Origin of the sequence: Streptomyces sp. NPDC050759 (assembly GCF_044456945.1) — a bacterium.
In the GTDB taxonomy this organism is placed as follows: domain Bacteria; phylum Actinomycetota; class Actinomycetes; order Streptomycetales; family Streptomycetaceae; genus Streptomyces.
In genome coordinates this window covers 69,386-90,507 of record NZ_JBITGI010000015.1, presented here as the reverse complement: position 1 = coordinate 90,507, position 21,122 = coordinate 69,386, and the positions used below count along the sequence as shown (strand labels likewise).

General features: G+C 64.7%; 11 protein-coding genes. 9 read left to right on the top strand and 2 right to left on the bottom strand.

Annotated features, from left to right (window positions below; all coding sequences use genetic code 11):
• Positions 1-36 precede the first annotated feature (36 nt).
• Positions 37-846, top strand: a complete 810-nt coding sequence (locus ACIBJB_RS35435) for a DUF6602 domain-containing protein (protein ID WP_398936884.1) — start codon at positions 37-39, stop codon at positions 844-846.
• A gap of 31 nt (positions 847-877) precedes the next feature.
• Here the strand turns inward: ACIBJB_RS35435 and ACIBJB_RS35430 are convergent, their stop codons facing one another.
• Positions 878-1,963, bottom strand: coding sequence for a hypothetical protein (locus ACIBJB_RS35430; RefSeq protein WP_398936882.1), 1,086 nt, complete (start codon positions 1,961-1,963; stop codon positions 878-880).
• Positions 1,964-3,332: 1,369 nt separating this feature from the next.
• Here ACIBJB_RS35430 and ACIBJB_RS35425 point away from each other — a divergent pair.
• The 5 genes from ACIBJB_RS35425 to ACIBJB_RS35405 all read left to right on the top strand — a co-directional run bounded on the left by ACIBJB_RS35425 (position 3,333) and on the right by ACIBJB_RS35405 (position 16,376).
• The gene (locus tag ACIBJB_RS35425) at positions 3,333-8,045 is read left to right on the top strand and encodes a sacsin N-terminal ATP-binding-like domain-containing protein (RefSeq protein ID WP_398936880.1); all 4,713 of its coding nucleotides are present in this window, start codon (positions 3,333-3,335) and stop codon (positions 8,043-8,045) included.
• Positions 8,042-9,562, top strand: coding sequence for an NERD domain-containing protein (locus tag ACIBJB_RS35420; protein ID WP_398936878.1), 1,521 nt, complete (start codon positions 8,042-8,044; stop codon positions 9,560-9,562). Before ACIBJB_RS35425 ends, ACIBJB_RS35420 begins: the two co-directional genes overlap by 4 nt.
• On the top strand, positions 9,559-12,738 hold the full coding sequence (locus tag ACIBJB_RS35415) for a helicase-related protein (protein WP_398936876.1): 3,180 nt from the start codon (positions 9,559-9,561) through the stop codon (positions 12,736-12,738). The genes ACIBJB_RS35420 and ACIBJB_RS35415 overlap by 4 nt, the downstream gene beginning before the upstream one ends.
• Positions 12,719-14,527 (top strand): DrmB family protein, encoded by a 1,809-nt coding sequence (gene drmB, locus ACIBJB_RS35410; RefSeq protein WP_398936874.1) that lies wholly within the window; start codon positions 12,719-12,721, stop codon positions 14,525-14,527. The genes ACIBJB_RS35415 and drmB overlap by 20 nt, the downstream gene beginning before the upstream one ends.
• A 946-nt stretch (positions 14,528-15,473) precedes the next feature.
• Positions 15,474-16,376, top strand: a complete 903-nt coding sequence (locus ACIBJB_RS35405; protein ID WP_398936872.1) for a phosphotransferase enzyme family protein — start codon at positions 15,474-15,476, stop codon at positions 16,374-16,376.
• On the opposite strand, the gene ACIBJB_RS35400 is transcribed toward ACIBJB_RS35405, so the two are convergent.
• Positions 16,373-17,731, bottom strand: coding sequence for a hypothetical protein (locus ACIBJB_RS35400; RefSeq protein ID WP_398936870.1), 1,359 nt, complete (start codon positions 17,729-17,731; stop codon positions 16,373-16,375). The two genes, ACIBJB_RS35405 and ACIBJB_RS35400, sit on opposite strands and share 4 nt — an antisense overlap.
• A gap of 343 nt (positions 17,732-18,074) precedes the next feature.
• Between ACIBJB_RS35400 and ACIBJB_RS35395 the strand changes: the two genes are divergently transcribed.
• From ACIBJB_RS35395 to ACIBJB_RS35385, 3 genes are read left to right on the top strand one after another with little or no spacing between them, the layout of a single operon-like run.
• Positions 18,075-19,436: a hypothetical protein gene (locus tag ACIBJB_RS35395; RefSeq protein ID WP_398936868.1), complete on the top strand. Its 1,362-nt coding sequence runs from the start codon at positions 18,075-18,077 to the stop codon at positions 19,434-19,436.
• Positions 19,437-19,478: 42 nt separating this feature from the next.
• Entirely contained in the window at positions 19,479-20,153 is a 675-nt protein-coding gene (locus tag ACIBJB_RS35390) for a class I SAM-dependent methyltransferase (protein WP_398936866.1), read from the top strand.
• Between the two features lie 20 nt (positions 20,154-20,173).
• Positions 20,174-21,097 (top strand): glycosyltransferase family 2 protein, encoded by a 924-nt coding sequence (locus ACIBJB_RS35385; RefSeq protein WP_398936864.1) that lies wholly within the window; start codon positions 20,174-20,176, stop codon positions 21,095-21,097.
• The last annotated feature ends 25 nt before the right edge of the window (positions 21,098-21,122 follow it).

The following is a 21,122-nucleotide window of genomic DNA, read 5'->3' as shown; positions in this document are numbered from 1 at the left end:
GATCGATAGATACCGAATGTGGTCTACTATCGACACATGTCACAAGCTGCGCTGGCAATTATTCTGCGTTCGGTCGCGAAGCGAATGAGGGCCGATTTCGATCAGTCAAAGGTGTTTAGTCACAACGGTGAAGCAGGAACTTCGAGAGAGGTTTTGGTCCGCAACTTTCTTTCGTCCTGCTTGCCAGCGCATGTGCAAGCAATCCATAACGCGGAGATCGTTGCAAGCGACGGTGGTGTCTCGCGACAGTGTGATGTCGTGGTTGTTAATCGGGAGACGCCTCCTCTCACGTCGTTGGATGGATATCGAGTAATTCCCAACGAGTGCGTTTACGGCTTGGTCGAAGTGAAGACCAACTTGACTCGCAATGATCTTCTGGACTCCTGCGAAAAGATCGGAAATGCACGACGACTGAGCAAGACTGCATATCGTAGGGTGCCGAACCCTATCGCAAGAACGACGAGTGCCTATGGTCGCACTTACGACCATTTCCCAACTTCTGGAATCGTGGTCGCGTTTGACGGGTTGAGCCTGAAAACCCTGGGTGATCACCTTGTTGAGTGGTGTAAAGGGCGTCCCGTTTGGGAATGGCCAGACAGTATCTGGGTTCTCGGGAAGGGGGCGCTGCAGTGGAGGCATGCAACGAGTGGGTTGCTTGATCGGACACCTTCACCTGGCGCCCACCTAGTACAGGTAGACGCCCCGGAAGGTGAAGATATCCTACTGTCTCTGGCACTCCATCTGAACATCCACTTCTCCGAGGCGTGGATGCATCCGCTTGACCTAGTGCCCTACGCTGGTAAATCCGTACTGGGCACAGCGGTTAGGGAATGGACTATCCCGTAATGGGCAGGGACTCGTGAAAGCAGAGAATCACTTATAGAGATCCCTCGAAACCTCCGTTCTTAGTGCGATAGACCAGCGACGTCTCGTGGTCCTTCAGCAACTCCTCGATGTCCCTGTCAGGACGTCCAGGCAGAAGGACCACGGTGTCGGGCCCATGTTGGCGGTCGCGCTGCCTCACATACCTGCGGTAGTCCAGGAGTCGCCCAAGGGCCATCCTTACAGAATCACGGTCGCTCGCGCCTTGCGCTTCGTACAGAACGTGATCTGTTGCATCAAACAGATCAGTTCGTAGAGTCGCAGTCTTTCCCTTAAGTTTGATTTGGAAGGATCCGACCGTGTGTCCTTGTGATTCGAGATGGGCTGCGTAGGACTCGATGAGTAGCGCCTTCTTCTGGCGAACGGTAGTTCCCGCCGATGCCGCCCTCGGGAACTCGGGCGTGTGCACCTTGCCGACTTGCACGAGCTTCCCTTTCGCAGCAGCGGTCAACATCGCCGATGTATTAGCACTCCTCAGGTCGGGCGCCACGAAAGTACCCTTTGTGACTGCCGCGCTTTGTAGCATGTCGATCGTCACGGCGCGCGGAACGAATTCTGCTGTGGTGTTGGGGGCAGGAATAAGTACGTCAGCGTGTGTTCTCTCGAACTGTCCATAAGGTCGCAGGCGGAAGACGATGGTGGTGCGCGTCTTGCCGTTTGCGTCTAAGCCCTGGCGAGGGACGAACGGTAGTTCGTCATCCAAGGCGAACATCCCGACATAGCGATGGGTCTTCGTGCCGCTCCCAGGGACTTTTCCCGCGCGAACGAAGAGGTGAAGCATGCGTCCTTGTTGGGAATGGCGAAGTACGGCGCGATTTCCGCTTCCTCTCGCTCCCGCGAAAGTCTGGTCGCCATTCGATCCCGCGCCCGTGTATTCGTAGATCGGCCCCAGGCTGTCTTCGTCGGCAAGCCACCCATCCTGGTAACCGTGGACTGCCGCCTCTTCTGGATCAGAGAAGAGGACCACACTTCGCTTTTTGATGGAAGGAGCTATGCCGCGTTGAGGGCTTCCTCCGAAAACCGCATGAATCTCGGCGCGAGTTCGGATTACCCCGGGGAGGATCACGTGATCACCAGTCATCCCACCAGCTTAGATCTTGGCAATGACAGCATCGCTCGCGTCTGTGGGGGCGCAGGTTGCCAGCACCGGTTTCGCCTCTCGCGCAGGCCGGCGCCGTACGCTGCGTGGGCGACATGTGGACGACCGAGGGCGCCGGGACCGCCGCGATTCTTGCGAAGGAGCACTGGAGCCTCGTCTTCGACGGCCCCGGCCGCGCGACTTGGGACTGCTGAGAGCGGCAACTTCCAGAGCTGCACCGTCGATGACGCACTCGCCCGGCTCAGCAACATCGCGAGCGTCGCGATCACCGGCGCCGACCTGCGCGGGCCGCCCACGCCCTGACCCGGGACCGTAACGCGTTGCAGCGCTTCGGCCTCACCTACAACGCGGCGAGCCGCGGAAGCCGGCGCGGCCACGGTTCTGGACTTCCTACCGACAACAGTCCTTAGACGCCACTCTGTGTTCGTCACGGCGCCAGAAGGCGAGTGATCAGCACTCGACGGCCGTCAGCTTGCGGCGGGCGGGGTGGCGGCCGGGTCCTTCACAGCGGGCAGGGTGGAGGCGCTGCCCTCGTAGTCGACGTGCTTGGCGGCCAGCGACTTGAGTCTGGTCAGGGCGGTTGCAGCTCACCAGGCCTGCACCCGCGGCGAAGCGGGTGATGGCCAGGCCGGCGGCGATCTCGCCGGCGGCCCGGCAAAGGCGTTCGAGGGCGTCTCACGAGAAGTGGGTGAGTTGGGTCTTCTCGGCCTTCGGGGGACGTCCCGCCTGACCTGGGTGACACCGCTGACAGCCGCCGGTCAAGGTCAGTCGGCGCCGCCAAAGGCGGGGCATCATTCGGCAGACGGATGCTGCTGGAGGGGCGACTTGCTCGGACGAACTGTGGAAAGCTGACAAGGCTTCGACACTCCTTCCGACGGGGCTACTTGCCAGCGTCCGCAGGGCAGGACCTTCGTCATAGTCGAAGCAACCCAAGGGAACAGCGTAGTGGCCCACTTGCGCCGCTGCGTGACCACTCCGCTTGGCGGCGCCTGAGCTGGCGAAGCGCCCCTGCCTGAGGTCTTGGTTCTTGTCGCCTTTGTCGGTCGCGTCGTCTAGATTCATATGCAGTCGGGATAAACGGCGTTACACACGGCCGACCGGCATACGGCGACAAGGCAAGGTGGGGGCTGGGGTTGCAAGTTTGGGATAGATCGGGGTCGCAGGATGCCGACGTCGATGCCAGGCGAACCACCGGGTGCCTGGGCGTCCGCCCGACGGGGGAACCTCAAGGTTTGGCCCGCGTGGCCCCCTCACGACCGACGGTGTTCGGTCCCTCGGTGGTTCAAGCCGCTCTGATCGGACGTACGACCGGTCACAACGCGGGTACTCCGTGCGCGAGGAGCGCCCACCCATGACAGTGGCACGACAGCCTTGGACTCCGGATGAGAGTCTCGAGCAAGAGGTTAAAGATCAATTCGACAGGGCCATCGCTTCCTACCGGGCGAATGCTCACCTCGTCTCCGAGCATGCGAACCACGAGGAGTCCATCCGAGTGGGCGGCTATGCCAATCGGACGCTCCTCGAACTCATCCAAAACGCCGCAGACGCCATGTCGGGAGTAGGCGACGACCAAGGGGGCTTCGCCGGTCACGTCGAGATCGTCCTCGACACCGAGGGCCAGGCTCTCTATTGCGCGAATGCGGGTCGCCCGTTCTCGAAGAACGGGCTCACCGCGATCACGCACGCGCACCTCAGCGGCAAGCGCGGCGACGAGATCGGGCGCTTCGGACTCGGGTTCAAGTCCGTCCTCGCCGTTTCGAATGCTCCACAGGTTTTCAGCCGTTCGGTGTCGTTCGAGTTCAACTCACCTGTAGCTCACGTCGAGATCGCCAAGATCACACCGACTGCGAAGCGCCATCCGATCCTACGTACCCCGACCTTGATCGACCCGGTCGCCGCGTTCGAGGCGGATCCCATCCTCGCCGAGCTCGCCGAGTGGGCGTCCACCATCGTGAAACTCCCACAGGCGTCGAGCCTCGGACGGATCCGTCGAGAGATCGAGCAGTTCTCCTCAGAGTTCCTCCTCTTCGCCGGTGCCGTGCGGGAGGTGAAGCTCAGGGTGCTCGGCGCCGACGCGTTCGCGACGAGCCATATCTCTCGCGATCTCGGTGGAGGCGTGTTCAGGATCGAGGACCCGAGCGGTGGCGGCGAAGAGTGGATCGTCGAAGACCGCATGCATGAACCGTCTTTGAATGCCCGAAAGCAGGTTGGCGAGGCCGTCTCTCGCACACAGGTCAAGGTCACCGTCGCGATTCCGAAGCACCACGCACGACAGCGCATCGGGCGGTTCTGGTCCTACTTCCCGCTCCAGGACCAGACCTCGGCGTCGGCTCTCTTCAACGCTCCGTGGAGTGTGAACGACGACAGAACCACGCTGCTCAAGAACGACTACAACCGCGAGATTCTCCGGACGCTGTCGGAGATGTTCGTCGGCATGTTGTCACGGGTGGCGACCGCCGACGATCCGGCGGCCCACCTCGACTACATGCCAGCACGAGGAAGGGAACAGCTCTCGTTCGGCGACGAGTTCCTCTGCGCACACGTACCGCAGATGTCGGCGTCCGTCGATCTCGTTCCCGATGCCACGGGCACCCTGAGGCATGCCCCCGTACTACGCCCGCTGGACTTCGCAATCGAAGTGGATCCGACCGTTCATCAGGCCTGGATCGAGTCTCCGAACACAGCCGTCGACGTTCCACATTGGCGGTGTTACACGTCGCCACGGCGGTTCGCACGTCTCCGACAGGTCTTCGCTGCGTCGGTGTCCCACAGCCTCCTGGATCGGGACGACAGGGATATGAAGCGCGCCCTGGGGGACATGCCGAAGCGTGGGCTTCTCACCTGGCTGCGCGAGTGGGCCGAGGGGACGGACGATGTGTCAGCCGCGAACGCGCTCAAGTTCGTGCTCGGAAACAGGAGTCTGCCCGATAGCGACCGGGCGAAGGTGATCCCCACAACCGATGGAATGCGCGCGCTTGCGGACTGGAGGACCGTCTTCCTCCACCAGGAGGAGGGCGTCGAGATCGAAGGAGCGGTCTTCGTCTCGCCCGGTTTTCTACTACAGCACGGGGTGGACGAGGGCCTCAGGAGAGCCGGATTCCGGGACCTGGACCCGCTCGCGATCCTTAACGCGCGCCTCGCCGTTCTCTCAGCCACGTCGGGCGACGACGAACTCACCAAGCTTTGGGACGCCGTTTTGGGAGTACCTGTTCCCCCTGCGGTCAAGGTATTGGCCGACCACTCGGCCACGGTCAAGGTCCCGACTCGAGACGGCGGGTGGGCATGGCCTCACCAGGTCTTCGACCTCGAGGAACCCTTGGGAGAGGAGCACGCGAAGAGGACGCTGGATCATCGACGTTGCCTGCCTGCGGTCGCCCACGGGCTCGGCGTCGTTCGCAAGCCGCTGAAGAAGTACCCCTTGGAGGACGAACCGTGTCTTGAGCAGTACCGGGAATGGATCCTGGCGACGCTCAACACAAAGCAAGGCTCCGGCGAACGGCCCATCGATAGGGTGGAGTTCTATCCCGGTGAGGGCCCGGGCCCGTTCTCCGTCCTGTTGATCCTGCGTGACTCGGGTGCGTCGAAGCCGTTGCGCGAAGCCTGGACGATCGAACTGCTTCAAGCAGGCGGCTCCGACTGGACCTGTGAGGACCTCGATACGGGCAGCACCTATGCCGTTCGCTCGCCGGTTCGTTGGGCCGTGGACCGTGCCGGTCTGCTGCGGTCGAATCGAGGGTCGTTCCACCCGCCTGTCGATGTCGTCGCTCCGTCCCTCATCAGGTATGCGAACCTCCTCCCGCTGTACAAAGGACCACGACAGGTTGCCGATGTCTTGGAACTCCCGGACGAGCTCGACGCGGTGCCCGCTCAAATTCTCAAGGAAGCGCTCGAAGCGGACCTGTTCGCGCCGGGCACCGAGAACACCGTGCTCGTCGACTTCATCCGAACCGCGTGCCGCATCGCCTATCCGGGGGCACAGCCCCCCAGCATTCCCGCCAGGGTTAGACGCGCGATCGAGCCGCGCTCCCCTTCGTCGGTGTACCTCGCCACGACGGACGAGCAGGAGGAGTACCTCTCAACGCGCCAGCGTCCTTACCTGCGGGCGACGGACGATCAGGTCGACGAACTCGTGAAGTCCGTCGGTTGCCGTCGGTTCGAGGACAGCTTCGCGTTCTCGATGGTCGTCGAGGGCGCCCAGGAGAGCGAGCGTGTGCTCGACGTCTTCACCGGACTCCGAAGCACGCACGTCGCCGACAGACTGGTCAACGCGACGGTTACTCGGGCGATCCAGGTGGTCAAGCGTGTGACCACGGACAACGGCACCGAAGACCAGTCACTCGAGGGGCACCTCGACGGACTGGATCTGGTGGCGCGCAGCGATGCCGACGAGCGCCGGCTCCTCGGCATCGTCAACGATGCCTTCGACTTGCGCCTCACGAACGCGGAGCTCGAGGGAGTCCTCAAGACGGGCTTGGACAATCGTCTCCAAGCACTTCGTCAGGAGGCCAAGGCGGCCTCCACCGACGCAGAGCGACTCGGCGTCTATTTCGGCCCGGACGACCTGCGCGACGCCCTGCCCACCGGTCTTTGGCCGGCCCTCGAGGCCCAGGGGTTGGTCGACGACCGTACCTCCGTCGCCGACCTCTTCCTCACCGTGTACGGCTCGGACTCGATCAGATGGCTCAAGAATCTGTTCCGCCAGGAGGGCTTTCCCGACGTTCCGACGACATGGGCGGGTGGCGCGGCGACCATCTCCTGGCTGCGGAAGATGGGATTCTCGGCCGAGTATGCCGGACGTCGCACAGAACGCCAGGACGATGAGTTCATCGTCCCCGGTGCCGTGAAGCTCGACCCTCTCCACGACTTCCAGGAGAAGATCAGTCGGCAGCTCAGTGACGAGCTGACGCTTCGTGAAGAGGACGGTCGTCATCGCAAGGCGATGGTGGAACTCCCCACCGGTGCGGGCAAGACGCGCGTTGCGGTGGAGACCGTGCTCAGGCTCTTCATGGAGGAGCGCCTTCGTGGCCCGGTCCTGTGGATCGCACAATCGCTGGAACTCTGTGAACAGGCCGTGCAGACCTGGAGCACGGTGTGGCGCGGGCTGGGGGACGAGCGCCCTTTGACGATCGGGCGTCTCTGGGAGAACAACGTCGTGCACGAGCCGGACACCGAGTTCAGCGTGATCGCGGCGACGGACGCGAAGCTCGACGTCATCCTCGGCAGCGCCGAATACCAGTGGCTCAGCGAGGCATCGGCGGTCATCGTCGACGAGGGGCACCGCGCGGGCGCTTCCGAACGGTACACGCGGATCCTGAATTGGCTCGGGGTGGCCGGGCGCGGTTGGGAACGCCCCCTGGTCGGCCTCTCCGCGACCCCATTCAAGGGCACCTCCGAGACGGCGACCGCCGCGCTTGCGAGCCGGTTCGGCAACCGCAAGCTGAAGGCCTTCGAGGGAAACGCCTATAAGGAACTCGCAGAGCGCGGAGTGCTCGCGCGGGTCCAGCATGAGGTGCTCGACGGCATCGAGGTCGTCCTCGGACCGGAGGAGATCGCGGAAGCCACACGGCAGCGAAGGATCAGCCCGACGGTTCTGGACAAGATCGGACAGAACCACGACCGCATGTCGATCCTCGTCAAGCACATCATGAGCCAGGATCCCACCTGGCCGGTTCTGGTGTTCACGCCCAGCGTCCTGTCGGCCCAGGTGCTCGCCGCGACGTTGCGGTATCGCGGCGTCGCGGCGGCCTCGGTGAGCGGACAGACCGGCAGGCAAGAGCGCCGCGACATCATCGCGAGATTCAAGGACAACGAGATTCGCGTCCTGGCGAACTGCGACCTGCTGATCCAGGGATTCGACGCCCCTGGCGTCCGCGCGCTCTACATCGCCCGCCCGACCTTCAGCCCGAACGCGTATATCCAGATGGCCGGCCGAGGCCTCCGCGGTCCCGCCAACGGTGGAAAAGAGGAGTGCCTGATCGTGGACATGAAGGACAACTTCGGGGACGTCACCGAGCTACTCGGGTACCGCGAGTACGAGGATCTGTGGCAGGAGCAGCGCGCGTGATCCTCGTTCCCGATCTGAAGGACATCGAGCGAAACGCCGTCAGCGACGCCGAGCGAAGGATCGCCCGTCTGCTGCGGGAGATCGACGGCGACCCCGACGCGGTCGCCTTCCACTCGGTGAAGTTGCGCTCTCACTCCTACAAGCAGCAGGCCGAGGCGGATTTCGTCGTTCTGTGGAAGAAAGTCGTGATCGTCGTCGAAGCCAAGGGCGGAGGGGTCGGCAAGCACGACGGGGTCTGGTACAGCGTCGACCGACGCAACGATTGGCACAAGCTGTCCGGCTCGCCGATGGAGCAGGCGCAGTCCGCCATGTACGCACTGAGAGACATCCTGCAAGAGGAGGGTGTCGGCTGGTTCGCGCACGAGGCCGTCGTCATCACGCCCGACGTCGACACTCCTCCGCGTGCGATCGAATGGCAGCCGACCCACTGGCTGGCGAAAGACGACATGAGCGTCACGGGATTGGCCGGCGCTCTCGACGCGGTGGCGAAGGACGCACGAACGCCGCCCGCCGGCCGGAAACTCGCGCGGATCGAGGATCTGCGGGCGCGCCTGTTCGGCGAGTTCACACGGATGCCGGTGATCGACGCTCAGCGGGGAGCGGTCATCGAGGAGCAGAACCGTGCCACGGCGGGCCAGTCGAGGGTCCTGGCCTCATTGGCACGCAATCCCCGAGTGATGGTGTTCGGCGGCGCCGGCACGGGAAAGTCGCTCGTCTTGGTCGAGGCGGCCAAGCAGGAGGCTGATCAAGGACGATCCGTATTGATCACGTTCCGCTCCCCGGAACTCCTGGGATTCTTCGCTCCGCACGTGGTCGATCGCGACATCGACCTCGTTCCATTCGAACGACTGGTGCCGGAGAAGACCTACGACGCCGTGTTCGTCGACGAGGCGCAGGACCTGATGACCGCCGAGGGGATGGACACGCTCGACGCGGTCGTCCTGGGTGGGCGGGCCGCAGGCCGCTGGCGCATGTTCCTCGACATGAACAACCAGGCCCACGTCGACGGACGTTTCGACGAGGACGTCTTCGAACTCATCGCCCCCGAGGCGCTCTCGGTCGATCTGGACCTCAACGTCCGCAACACGCGGGCGATCGTCCACATGGTTCAGGAATACCTCGGAGCGGATGTCGGAGACCCGGGCATCGTCCACGGTGAGAAGGTGCAGTGGCACACGCCCGATGGGGACCCCGGTGTCGACGTGGCCGAAGCCGTGGCCGGGCGGTTGGTGGCCGACGGAGTCCGCAGGAGCGACATCTGGATTATCGATACGAAGTCGAATACCGCTCCCGCCATGACGGCCGACGGCTTCGTCGTGACGAGTCCGAAGTACGCGAAGGGCCTAGAAGCGGAGCACGTCGTCGTCTGCAACCTGCCCGATGTCTTCGACGAAGGCGGGACGGCGGCCTTCTACGTCGCCGTGACACGCGCTCGTGTCTCGTTGCACATCCTCGCCTCCAAGGACGACAGACGACGCCTCCAGCAACTACTCCGCGAGCGGTCGGTGACGAGATGACCCGGACCAGGGCGCAGGAACTGGCGCTCAAGCACCTTCGAGCGGCCTACGTCGGTCCGGACGGCGGTGACGACGAGGTCGTCTTCAATCTGCCGGATCGCCAGTACTCCGTCGGGATGTTGTTCCCGCCCGGGTCGTCGGCGGCCAGCCCCGAGAAGGCCGAACAGGAAGCCGAAGTCAAGGGGGACGTGGTCTCGGGCGACGTCGAGGAGAGCGGTGCGGGCGTACCGCTCGCCGAGGACTGGCGCCCTTCGTCCGTCGCGATCTCCTTCGTCACGGATCGGCCCATCGTCTCATGCGAGTTCTCGGGAGGAACCTACCAACCGGTCCGGGGAGACGGACCCCCGCGTTGGCGACGCATCCCGTTCCGGTTCGGGAAACTGGAGCTCGCCCAGAAGCTCGCCCCGCACAACCTCGTAGCGGGCGACGTCTCCCTGGAGATCGGATCGCGGTGGCGCCGCTACGGCGACGCCCATCTCGTGACGGTGCACGCGCGCGTACGGTCGGAGTCCACGGGGAACGACCGGCTCGACATCGGTCGCATGCTCTTCCAGGTCGCACTCAGCGTGACTCCCGCACCCGGCGGACGGTTCCTGGAGTACGACACCTCAAGGTCCTTCGATCTGGACGACGAGTCCGCAGAACTGCGACTTCGCTACCGAAACAGGACGGTCTACGCCGTCGGCCACGGCATGGCCGCCGACTGGGATCTGGAGGGCGGTGAGTGCTCGCGTGTCTTCCTCGACCCCGTGCCGGCATTCGTCGTCCCCGCAGTTGAGCCCATCGGACTAGACGCAGGATCCAAGGCGGCCAAGGCGCTTCACCTCGACAATCTGTCACGGATCGACACCCGGCCGGGCGAGATCGTGCCGATGCTGGACGAGTTCGTCAAGGCCTTCTCCGACTGGGTCTCGGAGCAAGAGAACCGCGTCAACGGCTTCGGAGCCGACGCACCGATCGCGCGATCGATCACCGACCGAGCACGCACGGCCTTGGACCGCATGGAAGCCGGAGTCGACCTGCTACGGGACCCGGAACAGGAGAAGCTGAGAAGCGCCTTCGCCCTGGGCATGACCGCGATGCGGCTGCAGATGTGGCAAACCTCGATCAAACGCGGCGCAGAGCCGGACAAGGTGAAGGAGCCGCAATGGCGACCCTTCCAGCTCGGCTTCCTGCTGGTTTCTCTGGCGTCGACGGTCGACGAGACGCACGACGACCGAGAACTGGTCGATCTGATCTGGTTCCCCACCGGTGGCGGAAAGACAGAGGCGTACCTCGCCCTGGCGGCCATCGAGATCTTCCGTCGCCGGCTCGCTCACGGCACGGCGGGCGCCGGCACCGCGGTGATCACCCGATACACACTCCGTCTCCTGACGTCCCAGCAGTTCCAGCGGGCGGCCTCACTCGTCTGCGCGATGGAGCTCCTCCGACACGACGACCGGCGGGCGAAGGGAATGTCTCCGTTCTCCATCGGGCTCTGGGTCGGAAACGAGGTCACACCCGGGACGAGGAGGGAAGCCAAGTACGCCCTCGATCGCCTACACAAGGCCGCTCAGCCAGAGGAGGCGAACCAGTTCCAGATCGAGAGCTGTCCGTGGTGCGGTGCCCCGCTCCTGCCCGAGTCCAGGTCCCATGATCGGGGTCGTTACGGCTTCCGTCCCGAGGGCAACGACGTCGTCATCCACTGCACCAATGGGAGTTGCCGATTCAAAGACGAGCTTCCCGTGCTCGTCGTGGACGACGTCCTCTACGAGGAACCGCCGACGATCCTGCTTGCGACCGTGGACAAGTTCGCCCGCCTTCAGTTCAACACCAGGGCGGGCAGTCTCCTCGGCCTCAACACGCCGTTCAGGCAGCCGTCGATGATCATCCAAGACGAGCTTCACCTGCTGTCGGGGCCGCTCGGCACCACGGTCGCCGTCTTCGACGCAGTGATCAAGATGCTCCTGAGCAGAGGGGGCTCGACCCCCAAGATCATCGCATCAACGGCCACGATCCGCGCCTCCGGAGAGCAGGTCCAGGGGTTGTACGGGCGAAGCGTCGCGCTGTACCCACCGGCTGGTTTGGACGACGATCGGACCTTCTTCTCCCGCCCAGTCGAGAACGGCGAAGGTCGCCTGTACATCGGCCTCATGCCGCAGTCGGTCTCGCAGGTGTCCGCGGTCATCGCCGCAGCTGCGCCCTTGATCGAGATCCCGGCGGTGCTGGCCAAGCATCCCGATCCGGGTGCGACGCGGGACTCCTACTGGACCGCCGTGATGTACCACAACAGTCTGCGCGAACTCGGCCGCACGGGAACGTTGGTCGTCGACGACGTGAACGGGCGCCTGGAGCCTCGTGCAGACCGCTTGGGATTGCCGCTGCGGCGCGTCCGGGCCGGCCGTGTCCTGGAACTCACCAGCCGACGAGGGCCGGAGGAGCTCCCCAACGATCTGCGTGAGCTCGGTCGAAGCGCCGACCTCACAGAGCAGGCCGTCGACGTCGTCCTCTCGTCGAACATGCTGTCGGTCGGCATCGACATCCCCCGTCTGGCCCTGATGCTGATGGTCGGCCAGCCGAAGACGACCGCCGAGTACATCCAGGCCACCAGCCGGGTTGGTCGCGGTGAAAACGCCGGCATCGTCACGACTTTGTTCCGGTCGAATCGGGCACGCGACCGGTCGCACTTCGAGACCTTCCGCGCCTACCACGAGGCGCTCTACCGCAACGTCGAGCCGACGAGCGTCACTCCATGGTCCGCGGCGTCCCGCGCACGATCGCTGGCAGGCGCCCTCGTGGCACTCCTCAGGCACTCCGTGCCGGATCTGGCCTCGAACGACTCCGCATCCGGCCTCGACCTCGGCGACGAGCGAATGCGCAGCACGATCGAGAGGCTCATGACGACATTCGTCGACCTGGTGGGTCGCTCGGAGCACATCGAGGCCGAGGAGACCGAGGAACAGGTATGGCACCTCCTGCACGAGTGGGACCACCGCGCAAGGCTCGCACGTGAGGCGGGAACCCCGTTGCTGTACGACTACCGGAAGAAGGACGACGAGGCCTTGCTGAAGCGGTTCGGTCAGCGCAGGGAAGGATGGCTCGTCGCCGACTCGATGCGCTCGGTCGAGCCGAACGTCGCCGTACAGGTGCGGGAGCCGCTGGAAGGAGGGGTCGACCGTGGAACGAATCCTGCATGACCTGCGTCTCTCGGAGACGATCACGCCATTCGGTGTGGGGGCCATCGTGGATGTGCTCAGGCAATCTCTGATAGCGCCCGATACCTCGTGGTGGGAGCGCAAAGTCTCTCCCGAGATCAGCTGCGAACGACTCCTCGCCCGCCTAGGTCCTGGCGTCCTTCGACAAGCACCCGCTCACTCCGGGCGTGCGGCGAGAGAGACCGCACACCTGCTCTACTGGCGGTTCCCGGCTTGGCGGTTCTGCGAGCAGTGCACGAAACTCTCGCAGCTCACGGGCAAGTACAAGGGCCGCTGGAGCAACTACTGCGAGTGCGGTGGGGCGCTCGTGCCGATGCGTTACGTCGCCGTCTGTGAAAGAGGCAGCCATATTCAGGACGTTCCCTGGTTTAAGTGGGCACATCGCGGCAACGACGCGGGCGTCACCGACGCCGTGCGATTCTGCCGCGCATACAAGGAACTGAAGTTCGAACGCTCGTCGCAGCACGGCGAGGGCCTGGCCTCGCTTCGTATCCACTGCACCGGGTGCAAACGGTCCCGCCCGCTCTCCGAGCTGGTCACCAAGGACTCGCTGCATCGTGACGGCATTCGATGTGACGGAACCCAGCCGTGGGAGGAGCCGAAGCCGGGCAACGTCTGCGAGCACCGACTCACCGCCGTTCAGCGCGGCGCCACCGGCAACTACCTCGCCGAGCACCTCTCGGCGCTCGACATCCCTGAGGAGCGTCCGCAGTCCGTGGAGATGGCGGATCGGATCCGGGGCCACCTCTACTTCGACAAGGTCGTCGACGACAACGGCGGTCCGCAATCGGAGATGGTGGCCGGATGGATCGCAAACGAGCTCGGAGTACCGGCGGAACTCGTCCTCAGCCTCGCAGCAGGTGGTGACGACTCCCCGACGACCCCACTCCTCTCCCTTAAGGACGGCGAGTGGGCCGCCTTCCTTAAGAAGCTCGAAGGCGGCAGAGACCACAGCGCTGGCGACTTCATCGTCGACGGATGGAAGTTGTCTGCACAGTCGGATTGGCCACCGGCCCTGACCAGCCGACTCGTCGGCGTCGGCCAAGTACGTCGTGTCCGCGAGGTCAGGGCGCTCAAGGGCTTCCGGCGTCACAAAGCCGATGCAGATTTCATCCCAGTCGACCTCGGCCCCGACCGGAGGCGTAAGCCGGTATACCCGGCGATCGAGATGTTCGGCGAAGGCATCTTCCTCCGGTTCGACGAAGGCCGGATCTCCGAGTGGGAAAGTCTGCCTGAAGTCCGTTCCCGGGCGGATATCTTGGTGAAGCGGCGGAACTCAAGTCCATGGGCTCACCGCCTGGACGTCCCCGAGCCGCGCTTCATCGCATTGCACACCATCGCCCACCTGCTCATCCGCAGGCTGGCATTCGCCAGCGGGTATTCGTCTGCATCGCTTCAAGAGCGCATCTACGCCCACTCTGATCGACCGGACCACACCGCCGGCATCTTGATCTACACTGCTGCCGGGGATGCGCAGGGCACGCTCGGCGGACTCGTTCGCCTAGGTAGGCCGGACAAGATCCTCCCGCTTCTGTTGGCCGCCTTGAACGACGCCGATGTCTGCTCGAACGACCCGGTGTGCATTGAGAGCGACCGCCAAGGCTCGTCGCAGCTCAACCTGTCGGCATGCCACGGCTGTGCGCTCGTCAGCGAGACGTCGTGCGAGACGGCCAACCGCCTGCTGGACCGTCAACTCGTCCTGGGCGGAGAAAACGTGCCCGGGCTCCTCGACCACGTGCTCGACGAGGCTCGGCGCAGGACGGGCGTGTGATGCACGGGTGCGCAGATGAGCAGCCTGCGGCTCCTAGTCCACGCACCTGCGTGATGGGGCTCCTTGAATTCGGCTCTGTCCGCGGTTCCGCGAAGCTCATGGCTGGGTGAGGATCCGGACCCGAAGGAGTTCGAACGAGGCCCGGCCATGCATAGCTCTCTTGAGAGTTTTCACCCGGTTTACCTGTCCCTCGACGACCCCGGAGCCCCAGGGCAGGGTCAGACCCGGCGGTCACCGCCGTTTCGTGATGCCACTTGGGAACTTCTCACGCACTGCGGAGGTCATGCAGACGCATCTCCCCCTCGATGGCACGAGCTATCTCTGACCACGGCGCGCGCAGGACGCCGACGAGCGAACCAGTAGGCGTACAACTCCCGACTCAGGGGCCCGACGCCAAGGCGGGCGTCGGCTCGGTCGATTGCGCCTACGACCCGCCGGGCGATCCCCCGTCGTTAGCCAGCGGGACGCCGACGAGCACCATGCCTCCGGTGTTCCGTCCGCCGAGATCCGGCGGAAGCCGAGGTGGAGTGACCTGCTTGCTTGTAGCCACAAAGGTTGCGGGTGCTGTCCGTGTCGGTGTCCGTGTCGGTGTCCGTGTCCGTGTCGGTGTCCGTGAGGAATGGTCGCTCTGAGTGGTGCCCCGGAATGTCCTCGACCACTTGGCGCTGTGATCGGTGGAACCCTTGACACCGAGCGATTGAGCGCTGTGAGACGTGCCAGAGGCCAGTCCGGTCGTCCGGCGAGGTACGTACTAGCGGGTCTTGGAGTTTCTTCTGCGCGCCGCCAGTGTCAGGGTGGGAGACCATTTCCCCACCGAGAACTGGCTGTGCGATCGGTTTGAAGCCTCGCAGACCCCTGCGCGGTCGGCTGCCGCACAGATGGGCTGGAGTGACACGGAGGCGGCGCTTCCTCACTCTGCTGTCCTTGCACAGGAGGGCCAGACCGCATGACGACGAGCGAACGAACCGCCTTCGACTCCGCAGCGGCGGAGAGCATCCTGCGCAGAGCGTGCGGCTTGGTCGGGCTAGACCCCGACGGCGTAGAAATGCTGCGACTCGGTGACCATGCGGTGTTCCGCATCGATGGCGGACGGGTCGTCTCTCGCGTCGGCCGCCACGCGGATCGTCTACCGTCCGTGCGCCGCGAGGTCGCTGTTGCGCAATGGCTCGCAGCGGAGGGCTACCCGTCGGCGCGACTCGTCACGGAGGCCGAACAGCCTGTCGTCGTCGAGGGCCACCCCGTGACCTTCTGGGAAGGGCTGGCCGACGGCGAGGATTACGCCAGCACCCGTGAGATGGGCGAACTCCTGCGGCGGCTCCACGGACTGGAGCCGCCGCACTTCTCCCTGCCCGCCCTCCATCCCTTCAACAAGGTCGAGCAGCGACTGCGGCATGCTGTGATCCGTGCCGAGACCCGCGCGTATCTAGCCGGTCTGGCCGAGAAGCTGGCAGCCGAGTACGAACAGCTGGAGTTCGCCCTTCCGCCGGGGCATCTGCACGGTGATTTCAACGTCGGCAATGTCCTGCACGACGCCGAAGGACACCCGAAGGTCATCGACCTGGATGGCTTCGCGACCGGCCCCCGTGAGTGGGACCTCATGCAGACGGCCATGTACTACGACAGCTTCGGCTGGCACACGGAGGCCGAGTACGCCGACTTCGCGGAGGGCTACGGTTTCGACGTCCGGCAGTGGTCCGGGTACACCGTGCTCCGGAGCGTCCGCGAACTGCTGATGGTCACCTGGCTCACGCAGAACGCCGGCACGAATCCGCGCGCCGCCGAAGAAGTCGAGAAGCGTGTCGAGACGCTGCGGTCGGGCGGCTCACGGCGGGATTGGGCGCCGTTCTAAGCGGCTTCAGCTTGCTGCCAGAGACGGAAGGCCCGGGCCTGCTCCGCGAAGCCGCGGAACTCCGCGGCCCGTCTCATCTGGTTCGTGACGCGCCCTTGGAACTCCCGCACGTACTGCACGCAGCGCGCCGACTTCAGCCCCTCGCCGAGACTCAGAGCGCCCACGGCGATCTCGAAACCGCGGCCGATCTCACCTTGATTGAGGTACGCCTCGGCCTGCACCATCGTCGCGAAGAAGTCGCTTCGGTTGTTCAGGCCGTCACCGAAGATCGAGACCCCACCCCGCTGCGCAGCTTCGACGGAACGGCCCAGGTCGCGGAAGCAGTGACCGATCTCCGCCGCCAGTTCCACCTCGTCGAAGTACGCGATGTACGACGGGTCGCTGTCGGCTGTCCTCTGACTGAGCTTGCGTTCCGCCTCCGCCAGGGCCAGGTCACAGCCCCGCTCGTCGCCGAGGCGAGCCAGACCGCGCGCCTCCATTGCACGGAACTGAGCGGCCATCGTCGGCCCCAGGCTCGCGGCCGGCCCCATGTACGCGGCACGGGCGAGGGCTACTGCATCCTGGTACCGCCCCATGAACGTGGCCTGATGGCTCATCGCCGAGAGGACGCTTCCGCCCAGGAGCCTGTCACCAGCCGTCTGCGTCATGCGCAGGGCCTGGATGAAGTACCGCTGAGCGATGCCGTGCAGACCGCTGTCGTACGACATCCATCCGGCGAGCAAGAGCGCTTCGGCCACAGCCGAGTGCAGCTGCTTACCCACGGCATCGGAGTACTGCCCGCCGAGCATGGGGCGGACGTCTGTGTGCAGGTACTGAATGAGCGCGCGTCGGGCGTGGCCGCCGCCGAACTTCCCGTCGAGTGTGCTGAACGCGTCGGCGGTTGAGCGCACCATTTCCACGTCCACGGCGCCGATCGCCTGACCACCGGTCCGCGTCAGAGCTGCGTCGGGCGGGGCGACGAGCCAGCGCAGAGTGGCAGTGTTCCAGGCCGCGGAGTCCGGCTGTGCTCGGACCAGCGGTTCGGCCTCGGCGAGGTCAGCGCGCCACAGGTCGGTGACGGTCTTGGCCGTGGTCTCAGGACGGTCCGCGAAATCGAGCCCGAGGTCAAGCTGTATGGCAGATACCGCCGCGTCGCCCATTCCTATGTCATCGATGGTGAGGCGGCGTCCCAGCTTGGCCCCGATGGCGGCGGCGACGAACTGCGGCATGTTCCCGCGCGGTATCGAGCCCTTGAGCCACCGGGTGACGTACGTGTGATCGCAGGTGACGTCTTCCCCTGCACGAGCCGCTGCGGTGACTACCGCGCGGGCGAGCGACTTGTGCGAGAAGTCCGCTTCCTGCATGAGCGCGACCAACCTGGCGTTCCGGTCTGCCATCGGACCCCCAGAGAACGGCCGTAGTGCCAGCTTGACGCACGGTCACTCTACGCAGGTCAGCCCCAGGGTGCAGGAGGTTCGCACGCAGGAGTGCACGAGTGCACCCCCAAGTGCACGCTCCCGAAGTCCCCTTCGCGCGACGACAGTTGAATTCGTCGCCGCCGAGCAGGTCGGCGATTCCGAGTCGAAATCCATGGGTTGACGGCGGAAAGTCTTAACAGTCTTAACGCATTGCCTCCATTGCCATACGGGCCTTTGGTGGCGTGCGCCCAAAACCGGCCCAACAGCCCTGCCTTCTAGGCTCCTTGGAAAAGGTGGTCCCGTGATATCAGCTCACCACCTCATCGTGATCGGTTTCGATGAGATCGTCGCCAACAAGTACTTTCCGTGCATTCGCGATGCCATCAAGTCGGGCTACATCGACTCCTATTCCATCATCGATCTGGAGTCGCAGCGGACGGAAATCGACCGACGCATACAGGCCGCGAGCCTGAAGCCGCGAGGAGTCGTGTACCTGCCCGATTCCGGCGACCGAGTGCAGGAGACGCCGCAGGAAACCATCGCGGCCGCCGTCCAGCGTCTGCGAGTACCCGGCGTATCAACGAAGGTGTACATCGCCACGGAGGTGCGAGCTCACGAGGCATACCTGCGGTTCTGCGTGGAGAACCACATCGACTCACTGGTCGAGAAGCCCGTACTGGCTCCCATCGTCGACGGGCGGTTCAAGCCGTCGTACATCACGAAGACTGTGGAGGAACTCATCGGTGTTGCTGCCGACTCCCCTGCGGAGCACTCGGTGATGACGCTGAGCCGGTACCACCAGATCTACAACCAGAAGGTCGTTGCCTCACTGAGGGACCGGATGGAGAGGTGGGAAGCGCCCCTGACTTCCTTCCATCTCCGGGCCGCCGGCGGTGTGTGGAACCTCCAGCACGAGTTCGAGAGCCGCGACGATCACCCGTACAAGTACGGCTACGGGATGATGATGCACGGCGCGTACCACTATGTGGATCTCGCGACCCAGATCCTGTCGCTCAACGCGGAGCTGTTCCCCGAGCGTCAACTCCGTTTGGAGGTAAGCGCCTTCGGCGCCTTTCCCATCGACCAGCACCAGCGCCTCTCCCAGCCGATCGCCCGCAGGTTCCAGGACGCCGGCGCGCGGTGGTCGGCGGACTCGGATGAGGGCTTCCGTTTCGGCGAGACCGATGTGACCTCCACGTTCCGCCTCGTAGACGCCGCGACGGGGAGGACCGTTTCGCTCGGGACCTTGTCCTTCGAGCAGACCACCCCTTCCATCCGCGACTGGGCCAAACTCCCGGATGGCCTCTACAACGTCAATGGCCGCACATCGAGCGTCGACCTGGAGGCCCAGCTGTCGACGCTGTTCTCCACCCACGTCCACTGCTACGACATCCCCCGCGGCATCAGCGCGGACGGGATCGACGCGTTCGCCCGGGTGATCACACGCGCCAACGCCGCGCTGCTGCCCGACGAGCAGTACGTGTCGGAGGAGTCGTTCGACGGGCTGTTCCACAGCGACAGCAACCGCCAGCTCATGGAGCACTGGCTTCGCGGCTCCGAGCAGCGCAGCTCCCTCGCGAGCCACCTCCGGCCCATGCAGGTCACCGAGGCCCTCGCCTCGTCGGTACTCACTTCCGGGCGCCTGGTCACGGTGCCTTTCTAGGCACCAGCTGCTCCAAACCTTCCAGGCATAGAGGAGCCATCCATGAATCAGCCAGTTTCGAAGGCATCCGTGCATGCCTTCTACGCGGACGCGATCCCGCGCGGCCGGAACACCGCAGAGAACCTCCAGGCCGCCACCTCGGAGCGGTTCAACACCCTCCTGGAATCCATCGGAGACGAGACCCCACGTACCGCACTGGATCTGGGATACGGGGCCGGCACTTACACCATCGTCTTAGCGCGTGCAGGATTTCGCGTCGTAGCCGTCGATCAGATCCCCAGCGACTCGCTTCTCCACCGCGTCGACGGTGCAGCAGATTGGGCCCGCCTGATCGACCCACGGGAATGCCTCGCCGAAAACTTCGCCATCGATGAGGACTTCGGGGTCATCGTCGCCAAGGACGTCCTGCATTACCTCGCGAGACGCGACGTCGAGTCCCTCCTCACCAGCGCGGTCGCTCACGCGCGCGGGGCGAACTACCACTACCTCGAAGTCTTCACGGGGATCACCCGCAGGTCCGCGGACGGCCAACGGCTTCGTATCGAGGGGGAGGCCGACTACTCCCCGGACTCCTTCCGACACGTCGTCGAGCGGATCTACGACGGCTGGGACCTCACGCTGCTCTGGTCCGAGCACGCGGAACAGGACAGCCGAACCGGGCGCAACTGCTTCGAGGCGACCCGGGCCACCGTCATCGCCGCCAACCGGGCAGCCTGATCAGAGACAGGGAGAACACCGTGAAGTCGAGCACGCCCGAGGGGATCAGCTTCGTCATCGCCTGCTTCAACTCGGGGGGCTACCTCGTGGAAGCCGTCGAGTCCCTGATCCAGCAGCCCCACACGTTCCCGTACGAAGTCGTGATCGTGGATGACGGCTCCGACGACCAGCCCACGCTTCGAGCCATCGCGCAGTGCGCTCAGCGCACCGAGGTCCGCATCGTCCGCCAGGAGCACAGCGGACACCACGCCGCCAGGAACGCAGGCATCAACGCCGCGTCCTTCGAGTACGTGATGCAGCTCGACGCCGACGACCGGCTCGCCACGGATCCTGAGCTGCTGGAGGCCGGCAGCTACCCGGACCGAGCCGTCAAGCTCCTCAGGACGCACCAGCACGTGGCCTTCGTCCACACCATGTCGCGGATGATCGGCGACTTCGACGGGCTCACCATCTCCTCCTACCCGTGCCGCGAGGAGCTGGTCCTGCGCAAGCACCACGTCCCCACGTCGATCGTCTATCGCCGCAACGACGCCATCCACGGCGGTCTCTACGACCCGGACGTACGGAAGTGGGGGGACTGGGCGTTCGCCGTGAACCTCCTCGCTGGCCGGTTCCGCAGAGGCGAGGCGAACCACATCGTGTGCATCGGCGGTCCGCTGCACGAATACCGGGTCCATACGCGAACACGACGGGTCTCCAACGCCGAGATATCCGAGTTCGACATGACCCTGCTGGTGGTGCAGAAGAACCTCGACCTGTTCCGGCACCACTTCAACCGCGACGACGCGGCCGAGGACATCACGCGCCTCGTCCTCGCCTCGAAGCCGTCCCGGCTCGTCGACCTGATCCAGATGGCCGAGTTCGACCTCGAACAGGCCCTCGTGGTCGCCCGCCAGCGACAGTTCTCCCTGTCGAGCCCCTTCGAGGACTTGGGAATTCCGTAGCGGTGCCCGCCTTATGAAGGAAGCC

Bases quoted from the DNA above. Each gene is read 5' to 3' on its own strand.
- ACIBJB_RS35435 (WP_398936884.1), top strand. From the start codon at position 37: ATGTCACAAGCTGCGCTGGCAATTATTCTGCGTTCGGTCGCGAAGCGA.
- ACIBJB_RS35430 (WP_398936882.1), bottom strand. From the start codon at position 1,963: ATGACTGGTGATCACGTGATCCTCCCCGGGGTAATCCGAACTCGCGCC.
- ACIBJB_RS35425 (WP_398936880.1), top strand. From the start codon at position 3,333: ATGACAGTGGCACGACAGCCTTGGACTCCGGATGAGAGTCTCGAGCAA.
- ACIBJB_RS35415 (WP_398936876.1), top strand. From the start codon at position 9,559: ATGACCCGGACCAGGGCGCAGGAACTGGCGCTCAAGCACCTTCGAGCG.
- ACIBJB_RS35405 (WP_398936872.1), top strand. From the start codon at position 15,474: ATGACGACGAGCGAACGAACCGCCTTCGACTCCGCAGCGGCGGAGAGC.
- ACIBJB_RS35390 (WP_398936866.1), top strand. From the start codon at position 19,479: ATGAATCAGCCAGTTTCGAAGGCATCCGTGCATGCCTTCTACGCGGAC.